At 34.9% G+C, this 20,486-nt stretch carries 18 protein-coding genes, 2 pseudogenes and 1 other annotated feature; of the genes and pseudogenes, 9 read left to right on the plus strand and 11 right to left on the minus strand.

Annotated elements, in window-relative coordinates; translation table 11 throughout:
- Window positions 1-37: 37 nt before the first annotated feature.
- Window positions 38-1,612 (minus strand): BCCT family transporter, encoded by a 1,575-nt coding sequence (locus tag HMPREF3134_RS11325; RefSeq protein WP_070443009.1) that lies wholly within the window; start codon window positions 1,610-1,612, stop codon window positions 38-40.
- 183 nt (window positions 1,613-1,795) lie between these two features.
- Here HMPREF3134_RS11325 and HMPREF3134_RS11330 point away from each other — a divergent pair.
- Window positions 1,796-2,400 (plus strand): annotated as a pseudogene (locus HMPREF3134_RS11330) (GNAT family N-acetyltransferase).
- A gap of 66 nt (window positions 2,401-2,466) precedes the next feature.
- Here the strand turns inward: HMPREF3134_RS11330 and HMPREF3134_RS11335 are convergent.
- The 3 genes and pseudogenes from HMPREF3134_RS11335 to abc-f all read right to left on the minus strand — a co-directional run bounded on the left by HMPREF3134_RS11335 (window position 2,467) and on the right by abc-f (window position 5,182).
- Window positions 2,467-2,853 carry a VOC family protein gene (locus tag HMPREF3134_RS11335; protein WP_033079917.1) on the minus strand — a complete coding sequence of 129 codons (387 nt, stop codon included), beginning with the start codon at window positions 2,851-2,853 and terminating at the stop codon, window positions 2,467-2,469.
- Between the two features lie 36 nt (window positions 2,854-2,889).
- A complete protein-coding gene (locus tag HMPREF3134_RS11340; RefSeq protein ID WP_033079916.1) occupies window positions 2,890-3,357 on the minus strand; it encodes a bacillithiol transferase BstA in 468 nt (155 codons plus the stop codon).
- 206 nt (window positions 3,358-3,563) lie between these two features.
- Window positions 3,564-5,182, minus strand: a pseudogene (gene abc-f / locus HMPREF3134_RS11345) (ribosomal protection-like ABC-F family protein).
- 372 nt (window positions 5,183-5,554) lie between these two features.
- Here abc-f and HMPREF3134_RS11350 point away from each other — a divergent pair.
- Window positions 5,555-6,328: an inositol monophosphatase family protein gene (locus HMPREF3134_RS11350; protein ID WP_011276879.1), complete on the plus strand. Its 774-nt coding sequence runs from the start codon at window positions 5,555-5,557 to the stop codon at window positions 6,326-6,328.
- A gap of 117 nt (window positions 6,329-6,445) precedes the next feature.
- Here the strand turns inward: HMPREF3134_RS11350 and HMPREF3134_RS11355 are convergent, their stop codons facing one another.
- The 5 genes from HMPREF3134_RS11355 to HMPREF3134_RS11375 form a co-directional block, all read right to left on the minus strand.
- Entirely contained in the window at window positions 6,446-7,189 is a 744-nt protein-coding gene (locus HMPREF3134_RS11355; protein ID WP_011276878.1) for a cyclase family protein, read from the minus strand.
- A gap of 155 nt (window positions 7,190-7,344) precedes the next feature.
- Complete coding sequence (gene metE, locus HMPREF3134_RS11360) at window positions 7,345-9,594, minus strand: 5-methyltetrahydropteroyltriglutamate--homocysteine S-methyltransferase (protein ID WP_011276877.1); 2,250 nt, start codon at window positions 9,592-9,594, stop codon at window positions 7,345-7,347.
- A complete protein-coding gene (locus HMPREF3134_RS11365; RefSeq protein WP_070443010.1) occupies window positions 9,591-11,429 on the minus strand; it encodes a bifunctional homocysteine S-methyltransferase/methylenetetrahydrofolate reductase in 1,839 nt (612 codons plus the stop codon). Before HMPREF3134_RS11365 ends, metE begins: the two co-directional genes overlap by 4 nt.
- Window positions 11,383-12,558 (minus strand): cystathionine beta-lyase MetC, encoded by a 1,176-nt coding sequence (gene metC, locus HMPREF3134_RS11370; RefSeq protein ID WP_011276875.1) that lies wholly within the window; start codon window positions 12,556-12,558, stop codon window positions 11,383-11,385. The genes HMPREF3134_RS11365 and metC overlap by 47 nt, the downstream gene beginning before the upstream one ends.
- On the minus strand, window positions 12,555-13,658 hold the full coding sequence (locus HMPREF3134_RS11375; protein WP_011276874.1) for a PLP-dependent transferase: 1,104 nt from the start codon (window positions 13,656-13,658) through the stop codon (window positions 12,555-12,557). The genes metC and HMPREF3134_RS11375 overlap by 4 nt, the downstream gene beginning before the upstream one ends.
- Before the next feature lie 71 nt (window positions 13,659-13,729).
- Window positions 13,730-14,137: a binding site (T-box leader), on the minus strand.
- A gap of 335 nt (window positions 14,138-14,472) precedes the next feature.
- On the opposite strand from HMPREF3134_RS11375, the gene HMPREF3134_RS11380 reads away from it, so the two are divergent.
- From HMPREF3134_RS11380 to ychF, 4 genes are all read left to right on the plus strand, one after another.
- On the plus strand, window positions 14,473-15,303 hold the full coding sequence (locus HMPREF3134_RS11380; protein ID WP_011276873.1) for a ParB/RepB/Spo0J family partition protein: 831 nt from the start codon (window positions 14,473-14,475) through the stop codon (window positions 15,301-15,303).
- 180 nt (window positions 15,304-15,483) lie between these two features.
- Entirely contained in the window at window positions 15,484-16,365 is an 882-nt protein-coding gene (locus HMPREF3134_RS11385) for a mechanosensitive ion channel family protein (protein ID WP_011276872.1), read from the plus strand.
- Between the two features lie 21 nt (window positions 16,366-16,386).
- Entirely contained in the window at window positions 16,387-16,590 is a 204-nt protein-coding gene (locus HMPREF3134_RS11390; RefSeq protein ID WP_011276871.1) for a DUF951 domain-containing protein, read from the plus strand.
- An 11-nt stretch (window positions 16,591-16,601) separates the two neighbouring features.
- Window positions 16,602-17,699, plus strand: a complete 1,098-nt coding sequence (gene ychF, locus HMPREF3134_RS11395) for a redox-regulated ATPase YchF (RefSeq protein WP_011276870.1) — start codon at window positions 16,602-16,604, stop codon at window positions 17,697-17,699.
- Between the two features lie 141 nt (window positions 17,700-17,840).
- On the opposite strand, the gene HMPREF3134_RS11400 is transcribed toward ychF, so the two are convergent.
- A complete protein-coding gene (locus HMPREF3134_RS11400; protein WP_011276869.1) occupies window positions 17,841-18,032 on the minus strand; it encodes a hypothetical protein in 192 nt (63 codons plus the stop codon).
- A 65-nt stretch (window positions 18,033-18,097) separates the two neighbouring features.
- Window positions 18,098-18,904, minus strand: a complete 807-nt coding sequence (locus HMPREF3134_RS11405) for a glycoside hydrolase family 25 protein (RefSeq protein WP_011276868.1) — start codon at window positions 18,902-18,904, stop codon at window positions 18,098-18,100.
- 290 nt (window positions 18,905-19,194) lie between these two features.
- On the opposite strand from HMPREF3134_RS11405, the gene rpsF reads away from it, so the two are divergent.
- The 3 genes from rpsF to rpsR are packed head-to-tail and all read left to right on the plus strand — an operon-like array spanning window position 19,195 to window position 20,315.
- On the plus strand, window positions 19,195-19,491 hold the full coding sequence (gene rpsF, locus HMPREF3134_RS11410) for a 30S ribosomal protein S6 (protein WP_011276867.1): 297 nt from the start codon (window positions 19,195-19,197) through the stop codon (window positions 19,489-19,491).
- A gap of 21 nt (window positions 19,492-19,512) precedes the next feature.
- Window positions 19,513-20,025 (plus strand): single-stranded DNA-binding protein, encoded by a 513-nt coding sequence (ssb, locus tag HMPREF3134_RS11415; protein ID WP_011276866.1) that lies wholly within the window; start codon window positions 19,513-19,515, stop codon window positions 20,023-20,025.
- 47 nt (window positions 20,026-20,072) lie between these two features.
- Window positions 20,073-20,315 (plus strand): 30S ribosomal protein S18, encoded by a 243-nt coding sequence (gene rpsR / locus HMPREF3134_RS11420; RefSeq protein WP_002447994.1) that lies wholly within the window; start codon window positions 20,073-20,075, stop codon window positions 20,313-20,315.
- Window positions 20,316-20,486: the final 171 nt, after the last annotated feature.

Genomic DNA, 20,486 nt, shown 5'->3' on the forward strand with positions numbered 1-20,486 from the left:
GCTATTTCTCTAGGGTTTATGTCCCAGACTCTTTGTCCTATTTAATTTTAGATTGTTGGTTTGTGTTATTTTTAATATAGTTCTTTTTACGTTGATGATCAGGTTGTAAGGTTAAACCTAAGAATTTTCTTTCTTGATTTGCATCTTTGAAAAATGAAATCATCATTAAAATAACAACAAAACTAAATGGTAATGCTGAAATAATAGCAGCTGATTGCAGAGCATCTAGACCTGTCGATCCACCAGATAGTAAAAGTACGTAGGCAATCGCTGATAACATGACTCCCCAAACAATCTTAACAAAACCGGATGGATTTAAACGTCCAAATGATGTTTGCATACCTAATACAAATGTAGCTGAGTCTGCGGATGTAATAAAGAACGAGCCTACTAAGATAATAGCGATAAACGATAAAATTGTACCCATAGGCATCTCATTGAAAATACCAAATAATTGTGTTTCAGGTGGCATACTAAAGATATGTTTAGATTGCTTACCAATTTCAATACCAGTAATACCAAAGGCTGTAAACCATAGCATACTAATAATTGTAGGAACGCCTAATACTGCTATAACGAATTCACGAATCGAACGACCTTTTGAAATACGTGCAATGAAAATACCTACAAATGGTGCCCAACTCATCCACCAGCCCCAATAATAAATCGTCCATGACTGTAACCATTCATGTTTTTGTGAGTTAAGTGGAGCAACATCAAAGCTATTAAAAATAAGTGTATTCAAATATTCACCAATTGAGGATGTAAACATATTCATAATTAAAATTGTAGGACCTACAATTAGAATAATAATAAGTAACATCGCAGCTAAAAGCATATTTAAATTACTTAAATACTGAATACCTTTGCTTAAGCCACTCCAAGCACTAATTAAGAATAAAACTGTAACAATAAGAATAATAATGCCTTGAATAAGCTTATTGTTTGGCACTCCAAATAAATAATTTAAACCACCGTTAATTTGCATGGCGCCAACACCAAGTGACACTGCCACCCCAATAATAGTAGCAAAAACAGCTAGAACATCTATAACAGTACCTAATGGACCTTCTACTTTATTTCCGAAAATAGGACGTAATGTACGAGAAATGAGTCCTAAGTCATTTTTTCTAAACTGTGTATATGCAAGAGCCAAAGCAACAATACCGTAAACTGCCCAAGGATGTAGTCCATAATGTAAGAAACTTGAACGCATGGCTTCAGCTAGAGCAGCTTCTGTTTCTTTACTCGCTGTTGGCGGCGATAGATAATGTGAAATGGGCTCAGAAGATCCATAGAATACAAGTCCAATACCCATACCTGCACTAAATAGCATTGTTAACCATGAAATGGTATTAAATTCTGGTTTATCATCTGGTTTTCCTAACTTAAGCTTTCCAATTGGATGAAAAATAAGTGTGATACAAAATATCAGAATAATGCTAATAAGTAGCATATAGTACCAACCAAACGTTTCTGTAATAAAACTTCCGATTGCTCCTGAAATTGAACCAAATTGATTAGGGAAGATGGCTCCAATAATTACCAGTAACCCTACAGTAACTGAAGCAAAAATAAATACATTTGAAAACTGTTTAGATTTGTTTTCCATGTATTTAACTCCTTTCAAATTTAATAAAGTAGATGTATAAAAGCTTAACATATATAGTTAAAAGAATAATGAATAAGTTTAAAATTTTACAAACATGTAATAAGTTTATACCTTTGAATTGTGTAATATGTTGCTTTGGTTATAATTTCTTTCATGTTTTAAAAAATATAGGAGATTCTAATTATATTTAGATATCAAATTAATGAACTTTTGAAATTAAAAATATTTGGAGAACGAGAAGTGAAGCAGAATAACTATTTAAATTAATAGATAGTAATCGTAAGTATCTATCAGAATTTCTACCTTTTGTTGAATAAATAAAGAAGGTTGAAGATAGTAAAAATTTTATCTATTCACTATTGCAACAGTTTACACGCGAATAAGAAATGAGGAGTTGTATTTAAAAACCGCACTGATGCGGATATGGATTTCGTTGCGGCATATGATGGTATGACAAGGAACTTGTAGGAGTCATCGGCTTGCATTATTTAGATCTTGTTAACAAACGAACGTCTATCGGTTACTATTTGGCAGAGCACTTTCAGAAAAAAGGGATTATGACAGCATGCACAAAGGCGTTGATTCGCTATGTGTACGAAGAATTTGATGTAAATCGTGTGGAAATTCAAATGTCGACGCGCAATCCGAAAAGCAGGGCCATACCTGAGCGACTTGGTTTTACGCAAGAGGGCGTGTTGAGAGATAGTGAACGTCTACGTGGAGCGCTCTCAGATAGTTATGTGTATAGTCTATTAAGAGAAGAATATGGGGATGTTAAAGAAGAGTGATAAGTAGAAGCTTATAAAAAACGCTTAACAGTTTGTAGTAATAAACTATGTTAAGCGTTTCATTCTTTATTGTTCTACTATTTGAATTAAATTACCGCAAGTATCATCAAAAATGGCCATTTTAGCGCTACCCATTGTAGTCGGTTCAACGGTAAAGTGAACGCCTTTTTGCGTTAATGCATCATAGGTTTGTTGTACATTTTCTACGCCGAACATCGTAATAGGTATGTTGGCTTCGAATAGACGTTGTTGATAATCACCTGCAATAGGGTTGCCATTTGGTTCTAAGACCAATTGAGCACCATCTGGTTGATTCGGAGATACTAAAGTAAGCCATCTAAATCCTTCGCCTACAGGTTCATCTATTTTCTTTTTAAAGCCTAAAATGTCTGTATAAAATTGTAAAGCTTCTTCTTGATTATCTACAAAGATGCTATTCGCAATAATATTCATATTTATCCCCTCAAAGTATTTATTATGAAACTTGGATTACTTGGCCTGTTTAAGCACACGAGCCATTTCTTCAATTTTACCTGCATGTAATGGGACGTGAATGGCATTTAACACTAATAATTCGTTAAGTGTTTTGCAGCCAGCAATCGGTTGTTCAAGTTCTTGTGATAGTTGTTCATCAGTAAGTTGACGAGCACGATCTGGAATTGTTTTTAAGTCCTCTTTAATCGATTCAATTGATGGTATGTCTTGTCCCTCCCAATTTGCAGGACTAGAACCATAACCAAATAATTTAGTATACGTTTCGATATCAACGGCATTTTGACCGCCCATTGATAAAGCAGAATCGAAAATAGTTAAAACATGTCCAAATTGCCAATGTAATGTATTGGGAAAAACATCATTTTCTTTATCTAATACGTCCTCAATGTTCCAACTATCATAAACTGACAGTAAGTAGTTCACACCAGTATCAATCACATCATAGACTGTTTTAGTACTCATTTGTGTTTCCTCCCACATGTTTAAAGGATTGACTATTAAGCGTCTACCCGTTAAATAGGAGTTATAAGCATTACGATTAAAGTGCTAGTTTTATTTAGCGAATAGCGCATATTGGTTTCATGGATTTGATATGCAAAGTTTTAAAATATAGGAAAAAGGATAGCTGATTATCAACTATCCCTTTAATCGTATGAATGATGAGTTATTTATAAATATTCTTTTTCTTTAATATAGTTATAATTACCTTCGAATTTCTTTAAAGATTTGTTTTTTAATAAATAAGTAGTGTTAAATAATTTATTGAGAAAATAGATGTCATGTGAAACCGTAATAATTGAACCTTCATAATTTAATAGTGCGTCTTCAATGATTTCTTTTGCTTCTATATCTAAATGATTAGTGGGTTCATCCAAAATGAGTAAGTTATAATCAGTGTGTACAATTTGAGCCCATCTCAGTCTTATTTTTTCGCCACCACTTAAATCACCAACTTTTTTAAAAACATCTTTCCCATAAAACATAAAGTCAGCTAAAATATGTCGGGCTTCCGCTTCTGACACATTTACCTCTTCACGAAACTTATTTAATACGGTGTTGTTATCAGCATCATTCTCAAATTCATGTTGTGAAAGATAACCTATTTTTAAGTTGTTTGCCGTTTTAATAGTACCGTTATCAATTGAAACGACTCCTAAAATAATTTTCAATAAGGTAGATTTTCCAGTACCATTATCTCCAATTATAGCTATATGCTCGCCTCTTCTAACCAACATATTCACTTTTTCAAATAATAACTTATCATACGTTTTAGTGACATCTTCCATCTCTATGACTCTGTTAGAAACGCGTGTAGCATCTTCTAATTCCATCTTCATATTTTTTGAGTTGAGAATTGGTTTATCCAAACGTTTAATGCGATTTAATGATTTTTCCATGCTTTTAGCTCGACGATACATGGCAGCATTGGGAGGGTTAGATTGGCTGGCCCACATTCTTAATTGTTTTATAGACGCTTTCAATTTTTTTATTTTCTTTTGCTGTGTTTTATATGCTTCGAATTCAATTAATAATCTTTTTTCGCGTTCTTCTACAAAATATGAGTAGTTGCCATTATATGGATATAGATTTTTTTGATCGATTTCTATAATTTGATTTACTGTTTCATCTAAAAAATAGCGATCGTGTGAGACAACTACTGTAGCGCCGTGATAATTTTTTATATAATTGGTTAACCATTCAATAGATTTGAAATCAAGATGATTCGTTGGTTCGTCTAAGAGTAATAAATCTGTCGGCTTAATTAATATCTGAGCGATACCTACTTTTGTTCGTTCTCCACCAGATAAATCTTTCCACTGTGATTCAAGTAAATGAGTTATATTTAAGCCACTGGCTACTCTACGTATTTTAGCATCTATTTCATAGCCGCCATGTTCCTCATAATATGACTGCAAATTCCCATAGCGAAGCATTAATTCATCTATATCATTCACATCCATACTCATTTTTTCTTCTAATAATTTAAGTTGTTCAGAGATGATGTTTAATTCGCCGAATACTGATTTTAAACAAGTATAAACTTTTTCATTATCAGCATAATTAGGAATTTGATCTAAATAACCAATTTTTATATTTTTTTCCAGCTTATAATACCTGTCGTGGGAGATTCTGACCCACATAGAAGTCTTAATAATGTTGTTTTTCCTTCACCATTTCGACCGACTAAGCCAATAGTGTCACCAGAATTGAGGGTTAGCTTAACATTGTCGAATAATGTTTCATCAAGAAACTTTTTAGTAACATCCGTAGCATTTAATATATTCAATTTCCTTCCTCCATATTATCTATAAGGAAGGAAATGTTAGTGTCCGTTCCTTATAGAGCGATTAATAACTTCAAAAAAGACATACTTCACCAATTTTGAAATTACAATCGAAAATTTGTTGCGAATGATTTGTAGAAATCTGCAACAAAATGCTATAAGAAACATTTCGACACCTCCTAAAATACAATTTATAGTCATTTTACATTAAACAACTGATTTCATAAAGCGGAACTCAAATAAAGTCATTTTACTTACTTAATATTGTTATGTATGATTAAAGTGTTCAAATTGCGGTAGGATAGACTTTCTGACATATAGATAGTGGAGAATGCCAATCAGATAAGTTTTTTAAAATAGAGAGGTGAGAAGGGCGTGTGCGCAATTCAAGAGATTGATTGTCGTATTGAAGCATGGATAGCACAGATTGCACGTAAGGTTGATATGATGTTGAATGATGTGGCTGTTGAAACAAAGAAGCATGATTTAGATTTAGTGACGAATATCGACAAGGAAGTTCAAGCTGATTTTACTAAGTTTATCGAAGAGAATTACCCAGAACATCAGATTATGGGTGAGGAAAAAAGTAACAGTGAAGTAGATATGTATCGTGGCTATGCTTGGGCGATAGATCCCATTGATGGAACAACCAATCTTGTTAAGCAAGGTAAAGATTATTGTTTAATTGTATGTTTATTCTACGATGGCGAGCCTTTACTAGCCTATACATATGAATTTTATCAACAGAAATTATATAAAGCTGTTCAAGGTCAAGGTGTGACGATTAATGGTGTGCCACTTCATGTAGACAAGTATCATCATCTCAACGATGCTTTGATTTCTATTGATCCAAAACGTGCGCGTTCCGAGTTATTAAAGGCATTGATTTCAAAATCGCATGGCTTTCGATTTATTGGTGCTGGTGGCATTGGTGCGTTGCGAACAATTACAGGGGATTTCGGAGCAAGTATCGATATGGGCGCAAACCTGTGGGATATGAGTGCGCAATTATTATATGCGAAAGAGTTAGGACTAATTGTGACAGACATTCAAGGCAACGCTATCGATTTAAATCATGTTAAAGGTGCAATTATTGCGCATCCAGATATTCACGAAGACATTATCAATATTATAAAAACGTATCAATAAAATAATCCTGCCATATACCGGCACTTACACGTAACGGTTGATGTGGCAGGATTTTTATTAATATTAGGAAAGTTATGGCTTTGATTGCTCAATATCAAGCCTAAAAAGTGTCATTGTTTAAGGTTTAATCGCAAATGCACGTACTGGGAAACCAGGTGCGTCTTTCGGTTTCGGACTAATCGCGTAAATGACTGCACCACGCGTTGGTAATTGGTCTAAATTCGTTAACAATTCAAGTTGGAATGTGTCTTGTCCAAGAATATAGCGTTCTCCAACAATATCTCCATTTCTTGCAGTATCTACCGACGCATCTGTGTCGAATGTTTCGTGGCCAATTGATTTTACGCCACGTTCTTCGATTAAGAACTTCAAGGCGTCTAATCCCCAACCCGGTAAATGTTGATTACCTTCAGCATCTTTATTTTCAAATTGTTCAATATCTGGCCAACGTTTTGACCAATCTGTACGTAATGCTACAAACGTGCCTTCTTCAATACGTCCGTTTTTAGCTTCCCATGCCTCTAAATGGTCACGTGTGACGATGAAGTCAGCATTTTCTGCAGCTTCTTTTGAAAAGTCTAAAACGATAAGGGGCAATACTAATTCTTTTAAGTCTAAATCTTCCAAGTAACGTTTATTCTCAACAAAGTGAATAGGGGCATCAATGTGTGTACCATATTGAGTGACAATATTCCAACGTTGCACGTAAAAGCCGTGCTCTTTGACTGTGAAAAGAGTAGAAACTTCACCTTTTTCAAATTCACTAAAGCGAGGTATTTCCAGGTCAAAGGTATGTGTTAAATCCACCCAAGTTGCTTCTTTCAGTTGATTTAGTTGATCCCATAATGGATAGTTTGGCATGTAAAACACCTCCAATTGTTATTCTATGTTGATTATGGCAGTGGCTGACTGAACCGACTCATCGCTTTAGGAAAAGCTCGCTTCAGTTCTAGTCATCTGTGCCGGGGCCGTACGACGAAATCACAAGTGATTTCTGTACGGCTCCCTGCTCCCTCCTACGCGGGTTTGTTTTGGTTATTTGATGCACGTTTTTTACGAACTGTATTTACAAGTACAGTTAGAGCATCTTTTACTTCATCTTCTTTACGTGTTTTTAAGCCGCAGTCTGGGTTAACCCAGAAAAGTGAACGGTCAATTTGTTGTAAAGAACGATCGATTGCTGTAGCGATTTCATCCTCAGTAGGGATACGTGGACTATGAATATCATAAACACCTAAGCCAATACCTAAATCGTAGTTAATATCTTCAAAATCTTTGATTAAATCACCGTGGCTACGTGATGTTTCAATAGAAATTACATCAGCATCTAATTCATGGATAGCATGGATGATTTGACCAAATTGAGAATAACACATATGCGTATGAATTTGCGTTTCATCTTGTACTGAAGATGTTGCTAATTTGAATGAATTTACTGCATCTGCAAGATATTGTTCATGGTATTCAGAACGTAATGGTAAACCTTCACGTAGTGCAGGTTCATCGACTTGGATTACTTTTATACCCGCTTCTTCTAGCGCTAATACTTCTTCGTCAATGGCTAAAGCGATTTGGTCTTGAACGACTTTACGTGGTACATCTACACGTTCGAATGACCAGTTCAAGATAGTTACAGGACCAGTTAGCATACCTTTAACTGGTTTGTCAGTTAAGCTTTGTGCATATACTGTTTCTTTGACTGTTAATGGTTCAGTCCATTTTACATCTCCGTAAATCACTGGTGGTTTAACTGCGCGTGAACCATATGATTGTACCCATCCAAATTTTGTTACTAAGAAACCTTGAAGTTTCTCTCCAAAGAATTCAACCATGTCATTACGTTCGAATTCACCATGCACTAATACATCTAAACCAATATCTTCTTGGATTTTAATCCAACGTGCAATTTCACTTTCTAAGAAGTTGTTATAGGCTTCATCTGAGATACGTTTGTTTTTCCAATCGGCACGATATTTACGTACTTCCTGTGTTTGTGGGAATGAACCAATTGTTGTTGTTGGTAAGTCAGGTAAGTGTAAGCGTGCGTCTTGTGCTTTTTTACGCTCAGGGAAAGGTGATTTACGGCTTGTCGGTACACTGTCAAAATCATACTCTAAGTTTTTGAATGACTGACTTTGGAAACGTTCATAACGTGCTTTTAATTTGTCATATTTTGCGCTGTCGTTCTGGTTAAATAGTCGACGTAGCGCGTCTAATTCATCTAACTTTTCAGTGGCAAAACTTAAACCTTCTTCGATTGATTGCTCTAAAGTTTCATCATCTAATGATACTGGAACGTGTAATAAAGATGATGAAGGTTGGATAACGATATGTTTTGCGTGTCCTTGTAACGTTTCGATTAATTTTTTCTTAGCTTCGATATCTGCAGCCCACACGTTACGGCCATCAATAATACCTGCATATAATGTTTTAGATGAATCGAAGTCACCTGATTCAATTTGTTTTAAGTTATAACCGTTGTCGTGTACAAAGTCTAATCCTAAACCACCAACTGGTAATGAACTTAAGAATTTAACATTGGCACGTTCGAAGTAAGTTTGAATGACTAATTTGTCAGCTAAACCTGCTTTATCAAAGTAGTCATAAGCTTCTCTAGTAATAGCTTCATAAGCTTCGCTTTCATCAGTAACTAATACTGGTTCATCAACTTGGATATACTCTGCACCAGCGTCAACTAATGCTTGAAGCACTTCTTTATATAATGGTAATAGTGTTTGAACTTTCTCTTCGAATGATTGATGACCACCTTTAGACAGTTTCACAAAAGTAATAGGTCCTACAATCACAGGGTGTGCATTAACGTTAAGGGATTTCGCATAGTTAAAACGATCTAATAAAACGTTGTGATTTACTTTAGGTTCAACATTATCCCATTCAGGAACAATATAGTGGTAATTTGTGTTGAACCATTTAATTAATGCACTCGCGACATGTTCTTTATTACCACGAGCAATATCGAATAATAAATCATCGTTAACTTCGCGACCTTGGAAACGTTCAGGGATGATGTTGAATAATAATGATGTATCGAGAATGTGATCATACAATGAGAAGTCGCCGACAGGTACACTGTCTAAATTATAGTGCTTTTGTAATAGTAAATTTTCTCTATGTAGGTCACTTATCTTTTGATCTAATTCTGCTTTATCGATTTTTTTAGCCCAATAGCTTTCGATGGCTTTTTTCCATTCTCTTTTTCTACCTAATCTTGGGAATCCTAAATTTGAAGTTGTAATTGTTGTCATGATATTGCCTCCTTGTTTTGGGTAATTGCTTTAGAATATGCTGCGAGTTCTAATGAATAATCGATACGTTGGAATGGTGTGATAATATATAAACCATTGAAATACTCATGCACTGTATCAATCAATTCTTTAGAAAGTCTCAAACTTAATGCTTTTGTTTTTTCTTTATCATCTTTTACTGCTTTAAATTGGCTTAATACGTCTTCAGACATTTTAATACCAGGCACTTCGTTATGTAGGAAAAGTGCGTTGTTATAGCTTGCGATAGGCATGATACCTATAAATAGAGGGACATTAAGATGTTTCGTCGCCTCATATACTTCTTTAATTTTTTCTTTGCTATACACAGGTTGTGTAATGAAGTAATTCATACCGGCAGCTACTTTTTTCTCAAGGCGTTTTACTGCACCGTCAAGTTTGCGTACATTAGGGTCAAATGCACCAGCGATGTTGAAGTTTGTATGTTTCTTCAGCGCATCACCATCAGTATTAATACCTTGATTGAATCTTAATGCTAATTCGGTTAATCCTTTTGAATTTATGTCGTAGACATTCGTGGCACCGGGTAGGTGGCCTACTTTTGAAGGGTCACCTGTAATCGCTAAAATTTCATTAACGCCAATAAGCGATAAGCCAAGTAAGTGTGATTGCAAGCCAATCAAATTACGATCTCGACATGTAATATGCACGAGGGGTTCAATGTTATAACGTTGGCGTATGATGCTCGCTGCAGCGATATTGCTAACACGTACAGTAGCAAGTGAATTGTCAGCGAGGGTAACAGCATCAATGTTCGCTTCGTCAAGTTTGCCAATATTCTCAAAGAAGAGATCTGTATCTAAATGTTTAGGTGTATCGAGTTCGACAATAACTGTTGGTCCGTTTTTAACTTTTGTTGTTAAATTATGTTTATACGTATGTGTGACTGCTCGATTTGTCTGACGATTGATCGGAATGACGTTTTTATTTTTAACAGGCTTTAAATCTTTTACAGATGATTTGATATATGCAATGTGTTGTGGTGTTGTGCCACAACATCCTCCAATTAATCTCACACCCTCATTAATAAGTTCTTGTGCGACATCTCCGAAATATTGTGCATTATCGCTATACTTAAATTCGCTATTCTCAATATCCAGTAAACTTGCGTTTGGATAGCATGATAAGTAAGCCGTTTCTGGTAACTCAATATGTGAAAATGAGCGTTGCATATGGTGTGGACCGTGATGGCAATTTAATCCAACAACATTGGCGCCACAAGCAACTAATTGCTGTAAAGCTTTATTGATTTCAGTACCATCGACTAAGTAATTCGTATTTGAAGCGGTCAATTGCGCGATGATAGGTATATCGTATTTACGACGTGTTGTTGTAACAATATTTGTCAGTTCTTCTAAGTCGTAGTAAGTTTCGAATAATAACCCATCGACACCTTCTTCAACGAGTGTATCGATTTGATTTTCAGCGTGATACTGAATGGTGGACAAAGGCAATTCCTCTTGCTGTAAACTTCTGAAACCACCTACTGTGCCAAGTATGAAAGTATCAGGTCGTGCGGCACGTTTTGCGATGGCTACAGCTGCCTTATGAATGTCCTTTACTTTATGTTCCAAGCCAAAGCGTCTTAGCTTTTCAAAGTTAGCACCATACGTGTTGGTCTGGATAATATCGGCACCGGCCTCTATATAAGAACGATGTATAGACTCTACTTTTTCTGGATGTGTTAAGTTATAAGCTTCTGGACATGTATCTAAACCCTCTGAATAGAGAATTGTTCCCATTGCACCGTCAGCTACTAAAACGTTGTTCTGTAATTGATTCAATAATCGACTCATTGAAAGCCTCCTTTAATGCGTAGTTGAGGTCAGCAATTAATTCTTGAGGTTGTTCTAGACCTACGCTTAATCGGAATAAGCCAAAGGTAATGCCACGTTCATTTCGAACATCTTCAGGAACAGCAGCATGTGACATTGTGGCCGGATGAGATAATATCGTTTCTACACCCCCAAGACTTACTGAAACTAAGGGTAAAGTTAAAGCATCTACAAAGTCTTGTGTTTTCGTTTCATCTTTTAATCGGAATCCAATCACGGCACCACCGCTATTTGCCTGTGATAAGTGTAATGAACTGTTTCCTGGATAATATACTTCGGCAATTTCTTCTCTTTCTTTTAAAAATGCTACAAGTTTCTCCGCATTTGATGTTGATTGTTTAAACCGCACAGGTAATGTTTTTAAGTGTTTGGCTAATGTCCAACTATCATGCGCTGACAATGCAGTGCCCGTACCATTCTGTAAAAGATATAATGCATCAGCGACGTCTTTACGATTTGTAATGGCAGCGCCTGCGATAATATCGCTGTGGCCACCTAAAAATTTAGTAGCTGAATGAACCACAATATCAGCGCCAAGTGCAAGTGGTGATTGACCCAACGGTGTCATAAATGTGTTATCTACTGCTAAAAGTAAGTGATGACGTTTAGCAATCGCCGCTACTGCACGTATATCTGTAATTTTGAAACAAGGATTGGATGGTGTTTCAACGTAGATGAGTTTGGTATTCGGCTGAATCGCACGCTCAATTTCTTTAGGTTGTGTAGCATTAACAGTCGTAAATTGAATATCAAAGCGATTTAAAATTTGTTCTGTAAGTCTGAATGTACCACCGTATACATCATCAGGAAGAATGACGTGATCATTTGCTTTTAATGTTAGTAATACCGCTGAAATTGCTGCGATACCTGAGGCGTACGCAAATGCATATTGTCCTCCTTCAAGTTTCGCTAATTTCTCTTCAAGAAGTTGGCGGTTTGGATTGCCGCTTCTGGCATAATCAAATTTTGCATTGCCACCAAGCACCTTTTGATGAAATGTTGAAGAGTCATAAAGTGGTGGGTTTGCTGAATCGTAATCTACACCTCTGTGTTCATCAAAAATAACTTCGGTTTCTTTTGATAAGCTCATGAAATCACTCCTACTTTAGAATTCTCCAATGCTCGTAAAATATCTGACTCAATGTCGTTATAATCTTCAATACCAATGGATAAGCGTATAAGGTGTTCATCTATGCCACGTTTATCTTTTTCTTCATCCGGCATATCGACATGCGTTTGTGTGTATGGGAAAGTAATGAATGTTTCTGTTCCACCTAGACTTTCTGCGAAGATACAGATTTCTAAATTTTCCAAAAATTTAGCAACGCTAAAGTCTTTATTTAGACGTAAACTCAGCATGCCCGTTTTACCACTGTACAGCACTTCGTCTATAGCACTAGAAACTTTACATCGCTCGGCTAACTTTTTAGCGTTTGCCTCTGACCGTTCAATACGTAAATGTAATGTTTTTAAACCACGTTGTAATAAATAACTATCGATAGGAGACAATGTTGCTCCAATCATGTTATGCAATTGTCCAAGTTGCTCAGCTAATGATCCATCTTTAACAGTTACAACCCCAGCTAATACATCATTGTGACCGCCAATATATTTAGTTGCTGAATGGAGTACAATGTCTGCACCGTCTTCTAAAGGCGTTGATAAATAAGGTGTTAAAAACGTGTTGTCGATAATTGTTAATAGATTATGCTGTTGACTTAAGATGTAATAAGGGTCAACGTCAATTTCGATCATTTGTGGATTCGAAATAGGTTCTATGAAAAGTGCCTTTGTATTGGGCGTAATAGCGTTAACAACTTCTTCATAATTTAGGAAATCAACATATTTAAATTTGATACCATATTGTTTTTCATAAAAGTCAAATAATCTAAATGTACCACCATATAAGTCGAAAGCGACTAATATTTCATCACCTGGTTGAAACAAGTTACATATGAGTTGTACTGCAGCCATGCCACTTGAAGTGGCAAATGAAGCAATACCTCCTTCTAATTTCGCAAAGGATTCTTCAAATGCAGAACGTGTTGGATTCTTTGTTCTTGTATAATCATAGCCTGTTGACTGACCAAGGTGAGGATGTTGATATGCAGTAGACAAATAGATAGGGTTGGCTATTGCGCCAGTAATATCTTTAGTTAATGATATTTGTGCTAATTGAGTATCTTTCATGTCAAATCCTCCATTCAATTTTTTGTCCAATAAAAAAAGCTCCCGTCCTTTAAACCCGATATGCATCGGATGTAAAGGACGAAAGCCTGTTTCGCGGTACCACCTTTATTTATTACTTTATTGCTAAAGTAACCTCAAACAGTACGCCATTTTGTGAATAAAAGTGTACTGAGATAGTGGACGCTAATTTAATCGTTATGTGACACTTTAGGCGAATGAAAGGTTCACATTAAAAAACTCATTTAACTTGATTATAAGTAAATGAGTATTAACGATGATTAGCGACGTCTAGAATTCCAGTACGCCATTAAACAATAAATGTTAATACTGTATCGCTATAACGGGCGAACCCGTTGACACCTCGTATTGGCATCAACACTCAAAGGCCATTTTCAAACTTTCTTTCAATGTCTCTTCTCAGCTTTGGAGACTCTCTGTATTAGCAGTGTAAGTTCTACTTTCCTTATTACAGTGTGTAATTTGTGTTTTTTTAAGTTAATTCATAGCTTACAGACCTAAATTACATTTGTCAATAACTTTTCTGAAAATTAAAATTATAAAGGTAATTCAGAAAACGCTTAAAGTATTGATAATATAGCGATATTTCTACATAAAAAAATTTAATTTTTTCATTTCATTTGTCTAATTTACTTGTTAAACCTATTCTATATTTTTTAAAATAAATAAGTACTAAAAAATGCGTGCCATTGAATTTATAATGTAAAAATAAGTTGGTTTGCTGTGATTACAAAAGACGAGTTCTTAGATAATGATCCAAATACGATATTAATAATGGCTTAGAGGGGTGAAAATAGTGAGTCATAATCAAGATGAGCGATTGGCGATAAGTCAAAATGAACAAATTCAAAAAATTGATCTTTCTAAAATTAAAGCCAATCCATATCAACCTCGTAAAACATTTGACGATGATAGATTAAGTGATTTAGCAATGTCAATACAAACTCATGGTGTATTACAGCCCATTGTATTGCGTCAGACTGTACAGGGCTACTATATAGTTGTTGGCGAAAGACGATTTAGAGCATCTCAATTAGCAGGGTTAACCGAGATACCTGCCATTATTAAAGAATTGTCCGATTCTGACATGATGGAATTAGCAATTATCGAGAATTTACAAAGAGAAGATCTCAATGCCATTGAAGAAGCTGAAAGTTACCAGCGCCTCATGAATGATTTAGGATTAACACAACAAAAAGTAGCGGAACGACTAGGCAAATCACGACCATATATCGCAAATATGCTAAGATTGCTAAATTTACCCAAAGATATTTCGAATCAAGTCAAAGAAGGTGCGTTATCTAGTGCACATGGACGCACGTTGTTAGGCATTAAAGATGTCACTATGATGAAAAAGATAAGCCAACAAGCCATACGTGAAAATTGGAGTGTTAGATATCTTGAACAGGTTGTAAATGAATTACAAGACGGTGGGCAGTCTAAAAAAAGCAAAGCAACAACGCAAATAAAACCTATATTTATTCAAAAGCAAGAACGTCGACTAAAAGAAAAGTTTGGGTCTAAAGTAGACATTTCAACTAGCAAGAATATAGGTAAAATAACATTTGAATTCAAAACAGAAGAAGAATTTAAACGACTCATTCAAAAACTCAATGACGAAGTATGATACGTAATCAATCGTATTGATAGAGTGATACTCTATGAAAGAGTGAGTTAAGATGTGTTACATCTTAGGCTTTGCCAAGGAAATAAGTAATAAAATAAAGCTTAAGACGGATACATATTGCGCAATAAATGAGTATAATAATTTAATTATAGAAAAGTTGAATAGGGAGGTTACTATTACATGAATCAGGTCAAAAATGTATTGTCTTCATTATTTGAACCTTTAACTAAAATAGAAACATATGAAAATTTAGCTATTAAAATAGCACTAATTATCATATATATTATTGTTGCACTTATCGTCATAGCAATATTAAACAAAGTAATTGAACAAGCATTTAAAATTCAAAATCGCAGTAGCAAAGGTAATAAGAAACGTTCTCGAACGCTTATTTCGCTTGTGCAAAACGTAGTGAGCTACATTGTTTGGTTCATTGTGATTACTACTATCTTAAGTAAATTTGGAATTAGTGTTGAAGGTATCATCGCCAGTGCCGGTGTTGTCGGTTTAGCTGTTGGTTTCGGTGCTCAAACGATTGTTAAAGATATCATCACTGGTTTCTTTATTATATTTGAAAATCAATTTGATGTTGGGGACTATGTTAAAATCAATAGCGGTGGTACAACAGTAGCAGAAGGAACAGTAAAATCTATTGGCTTAAGATCAACACGAATTAACACAATCACTGGTGAATTAACGATTTTACCGAATGGTAGTATGGGAGAAATTACTAATTTCTCTATTACTAATGGTTTCTCTATAGTAGAAATTCCGGTATCTGTAGAAGAAAACTTAGACAAGGTAGAAAAGCGTCTAAATAAACTATTTACTGCAATGCGTAGCAAATATTACTTATTTATCACTGATCCAGTCGTAGAAGGTATTGATTCGTTGGATGAAACTAAAGTAACGTTTAGAATATCTGCTGAAACTATTCCAGGTGAAGGGGCATCCGGCTCAAGAATATTACGTAAAGAAATTCAAAGAGTATTTGTTCAAGAAGGTATTAAATTACCACAACCAATTTATATTAAAAATAATAATCAACAAGGCAAATCTTAATTATTATTGAGGGGTAATTTCATGACGTCAAATTATGGAATAAATGATATAGTAGAAATGAAAAAGCAACATGCATGTGGAACTAATCGATTTAAAATTATTCGTATGGGTGCTGATATTCGCATCAAATGTGAGAATTGTCAACGAAGTATTATGATTCCACGTCAAACGTTCAATAAAAAATTAAAGAAAATATTAGTATCAAATCAAGATACTGAAGGTTAGGAGAATGATTAATGGCTTTAACAGCAGGAATCGTAGGATTACCGAACGTAGGTAAATCTACATTATTTAATGCAATAACAAAAGCGGGAGCATTAGCCGCTAACTATCCATTCGCAACAATTGATCCAAACGTAGGTATCGTAGAGGTGCCAGATTCACGTTTAAATAAATTAACAGAAATGGTTAAACCTAAAAAAACTATTCCTACAACTTTTGAGTTTACTGATATTGCAGGTATTGTTAAAGGTGCTTCTAAAGGTGAAGGTTTAGGAAACAAATTCCTTTCACATATTCGTGAAGTAGATGCAATTTGCCAAGTTGTACGTGCATTTGATGATGAAAATGTAACGCACGTATCAGGACGCGTAAATCCTTTAGACGATATTGAAGTTATTAATATGGAATTAGTATTAGCAGACTTAGAATCAGTTGAAAAACGTTTGCCTCGAATTGAAAAAATGGCGCGTCAAAAAGATAAAACTGCTGAAATGGAAATGAGAATTCTATCTAGAATCAAAGAAGCACTTGAAAATGGCGATCCTGTACGTAGCTTAGACTTCAATGAAGAAGATCAAAGATACGTTAACCAAGCACAATTACTAACGTCTAAGAAAATGTTATATATTGCCAATGTTGGAGAAGACGAGATTGGTGATGAAGATAACGATAAAGTAAAAGCAATTCGAGAATATGCAGCGAAAGAAGATTCTGAAGTTATCGTTATTAGTGCAAAAATCGAAGAAGAAATCGCTACATTAGATGACGAAGATAGAGAAATGTTCTTAGAAGATTTAGGCATTGAAGAACCAGGACTAGACGTACTTATCAGAACAACATATGATTTATTAGGTTTATCAACATACTTTACTGCAGGTGTACAAGAAGTGCGTGCTTGGACGTTCAGACAAGGTATGACAGCACCACAATGTGCAGGTATTATTCACACTGACTTTGAACGTGGATTTATCCGTGCCGAAGTGACAAGTTATGATGACTATGTTGAGCATGGCGGCGAACAAGGTGCTAAAGAAGCGGGTAAACAACGTTTAGAAGGTAAAGAATATATTATGCAAGATGGCGATATCGTTCACTTTAGATTTAACGTTTAATAATCACATCCAATTATTATAGCGATATGCATAGTAAAAATTAAATATTTGATAAAAAAATAAAAAGCAATGTAAGTTTCGCTTGGCTTGAATGACAGGAGACTTACATTGCTTTTTTTATATTGTTTATTTCATTATATCTTAAAAGAACGGTATAACTTTACTTGCTTCAATAATATCTTTGGTGCTAAAAAACTGTTTACCTTCTCCAGTGTATGCAGGTTCAAGAATCATATTGGCTTTCGCACAATATAACCATTCTGGATTGATACCGCAATTTAAGACTTCTTGAAATTCTTGAAAATCTTTATTCCAATCTAAATCTAATTGCATGTTTTACACCTCGACTATATTATAGAACAAGTGTTCGTAAAAATAAAGTGTTATGTATAAATTTTTTAACTAGTAAACCAATCAGCAGTAACATTCGCATCTATGTAATTAGCATCAACGTTTTGGTTTAGTTCAGGGGCATAGTAACTATCTGTGTATTGCCATAAAACTTTCTCTCTATTAGGTTCTTGCTCTTGATAAGCTGCTAACCAATAACCATCATAGGCACTTACAGCATTCGGAACGTTGTTGGTCATAAAGTTCTCATAAGAATAAAATAATACTTTTTTATTCCCTGAAAGTTGTTTCATTTCATCAGCCCAAGCTTTTGTAGCAGTGTCAGCATCACCAGAAGTGATTGAATTTTGTTCAAAATCATTTACATAGAATGAAGCTTTAGGTGCACGACTATAAAGCGTTTGAGCTTCATTTCGAGCATCATCAGCATTTTCATACAGGCTATATGAATAGACGCCGAATTTCATATTATTTTTATCTAATAAAGCTGAATTATTCTCCAAACATTGATCAACATATTCAGAACCATATTGACCTCTGATAATGATGAAATCATAATCTTTTTTTAGTTGTTTAACTTGCGAATCCGTTAAGTTTCCTTGCCATTCTGAAATATCTAACACACGATCGCCATTTTGTGTTGTGATTGCTTTAGATTTTGTTGAAAAGGTTGAACGGTTACTAGTAGCGTTGCTTTGTTCATTGGGATGATTTTTTAGATATTTTTGATATCCATACCCCATCGTTCCTTTTTGGCTACCTTCAGTCTGTTCAGAAGCGTTTGCATTTAACGCACCTATAGAAGTCGCCATAATAGTTAAACATGCAATAGATGATGTTGTTTTCTTGAACATTTGAGCTCTCCTTTAGATATTTTATTTTTTAAAAATAATATTAATATGCAAAATGCAGTTGTGATGTTAGTACAAAAACTAATGATTCGCAACTTTATAATTGACACGACACATATGTTGAAAAATAAGATTATAAACAATGTAAATTAGCGGAACTGATGCTGAATAAAATATATTGTAAAAAGTAATACTCTGTGCTATAATTCTTGATTGTGAGTAATGAAAATTATTCCTTGCTTATCGTTAGTATTCGATAGGCCGCATAGACCACAAGGAGGTGCAAGTATAAAATGAGAACATATGAAATTATGTATGTCGTACGTCCAAACATTGAAGAAGATGCTAAAAAAGCAGTTGTTGAACGCTTCAACGGTATCTTAGCTTCAGAAGGATCAGAAGTTTTAGAAGAAAAAGACTGGGGTAAACGCCGTCTTGCTTATGAAATTGAAGATTTCAAAGAAGGTTTCTATAACATCGTACGCATTAAAACTGATAACAACAGAGCCACAGACGAATTCCAACGTTTAGCTAAAATCAGTGACGATATCATCCGTTATATCGTTATCCGTGAAGACCAAGATAAGTAATAAATTGATGGGGGCGTTTTAATGATAAACAGAGTTGTATTAGTAGGTCGTTTAACTAAAGATCCAGAATACAGAACCACTCCCTCAGGCGTAAGTGTAGCGACATTTACTCTAGCAGTTAATCGTACTTTCACGAATGCTCAAGGGGAACGCGAAGCTGACTTCATCAATGTTGTTGTATTTAGAAGACAAGCAGAGAATGTGAATAATTATTTATTCAAAGGTAGTCTAGCTGGCGTTGATGGTCGCATACAATCACGCAGTTATGAAAATCAAGAAGGTCGTCGTATCTTTGTTACTGAAGTTGTAGCAGATAGTGTTCAATTCCTTGAACCTAAAAATGCTCAAGGTGGCCAACGTAATCAAAGTAATAACAATGATTTCCAAGACTACGGTCAAGGATTTGGTGGTCAACAATCAGGACAAAATACGTCTTACAATAACAATAATTCATCAAATAATAAACAATCTGATAATCCATTTGCAAACGCAAACGGACCGATTGATATTAGTGATGATGACTTACCATTCTAATAACAAAATGAACGTATAAAAAAATATTCCAAAGGAGGTAATTAACCATGGCAGGTGGACCAAGAAGAGGCGGACGTCGTCGTAAAAAAGTATGCTATTTCACAGCAAATGGTATTACACACATTGACTATAAAGACACTGAATTATTAAAACGTTTTATCTCAGAACGCGGTAAAATTTTACCACGTCGTGTAACTGGTACTTCAGCTAAATATCAACGTATGTTGACTACAGCTATCAAACGTGCTCGTCATATGGCTTTATTACCATATGTTAAAGACGAAAACTAATATATAAGTATTGGTTAAACCCCGTAGGCTTAAGGCTTATGGGGTTACTTTTTTGCTTTGAATTTTAGGGAAAGGACAGAAAAAGGATATAATAATAATTTTACATTAAACACTAAGTTGTACTATATCAAGAAAATGAGTCTGGGACATAAACCCTAGAGAAATAGCCAG

This window comes from Staphylococcus sp. HMSC14D10, assembly GCF_001808125.1.
Lineage (GTDB): Bacteria > Bacillota > Bacilli > Staphylococcales > Staphylococcaceae > Staphylococcus > Staphylococcus haemolyticus.

Excerpts from the sequence above, each read along its gene's own strand:
- HMPREF3134_RS11385 (WP_011276872.1), top strand. The coding sequence starts at position 15,484 with ATGAATCAGGTCAAAAATGTATTGTCTTCATTATTTGAACCTTTAACT.
- HMPREF3134_RS11355 (WP_011276878.1), bottom strand. The coding sequence starts at position 7,189 with ATGCCAAACTATCCATTATGGGATCAACTAAATCAACTGAAAGAAGCA.
- metC (WP_011276875.1), bottom strand. The coding sequence starts at position 12,558 with ATGAGCTTATCAAAAGAAACCGAAGTTATTTTTGATGAACACAGAGGT.
- HMPREF3134_RS11400 (WP_011276869.1), bottom strand. The coding sequence starts at position 18,032 with ATGCAATTAGATTTAGATTGGAATAAAGATTTTCAAGAATTTCAAGAA.
- HMPREF3134_RS11390 (WP_011276871.1), top strand. The coding sequence starts at position 16,387 with ATGACGTCAAATTATGGAATAAATGATATAGTAGAAATGAAAAAGCAA.
- HMPREF3134_RS11405 (WP_011276868.1), bottom strand. The coding sequence starts at position 18,904 with ATGTTCAAGAAAACAACATCATCTATTGCATGTTTAACTATTATGGCG.
- HMPREF3134_RS11375 (WP_011276874.1), bottom strand. The coding sequence starts at position 13,658 with ATGAAAGATACTCAATTAGCACAAATATCATTAACTAAAGATATTACT.
- HMPREF3134_RS11335 (WP_033079917.1), bottom strand. The coding sequence starts at position 2,853 with ATGAATATTATTGCGAATAGCATCTTTGTAGATAATCAAGAAGAAGCT.
- HMPREF3134_RS11325 (WP_070443009.1), bottom strand. The coding sequence starts at position 1,612 with ATGGAAAACAAATCTAAACAGTTTTCAAATGTATTTATTTTTGCTTCA.
- ssb (WP_011276866.1), top strand. The coding sequence starts at position 19,513 with ATGATAAACAGAGTTGTATTAGTAGGTCGTTTAACTAAAGATCCAGAA.
- HMPREF3134_RS11365 (WP_070443010.1), bottom strand. The coding sequence starts at position 11,429 with ATGAGTCGATTATTGAATCAATTACAGAACAACGTTTTAGTAGCTGAC.
- metE (WP_011276877.1), bottom strand. The coding sequence starts at position 9,594 with ATGACAACAATTACAACTTCAAATTTAGGATTCCCAAGATTAGGTAGA.
- ychF (WP_011276870.1), top strand. The coding sequence starts at position 16,602 with ATGGCTTTAACAGCAGGAATCGTAGGATTACCGAACGTAGGTAAATCT.
- rpsR (WP_002447994.1), top strand. The coding sequence starts at position 20,073 with ATGGCAGGTGGACCAAGAAGAGGCGGACGTCGTCGTAAAAAAGTATGC.
- HMPREF3134_RS11340 (WP_033079916.1), bottom strand. The coding sequence starts at position 3,357 with ATGAGTACTAAAACAGTCTATGATGTGATTGATACTGGTGTGAACTAC.
- rpsF (WP_011276867.1), top strand. The coding sequence starts at position 19,195 with ATGAGAACATATGAAATTATGTATGTCGTACGTCCAAACATTGAAGAA.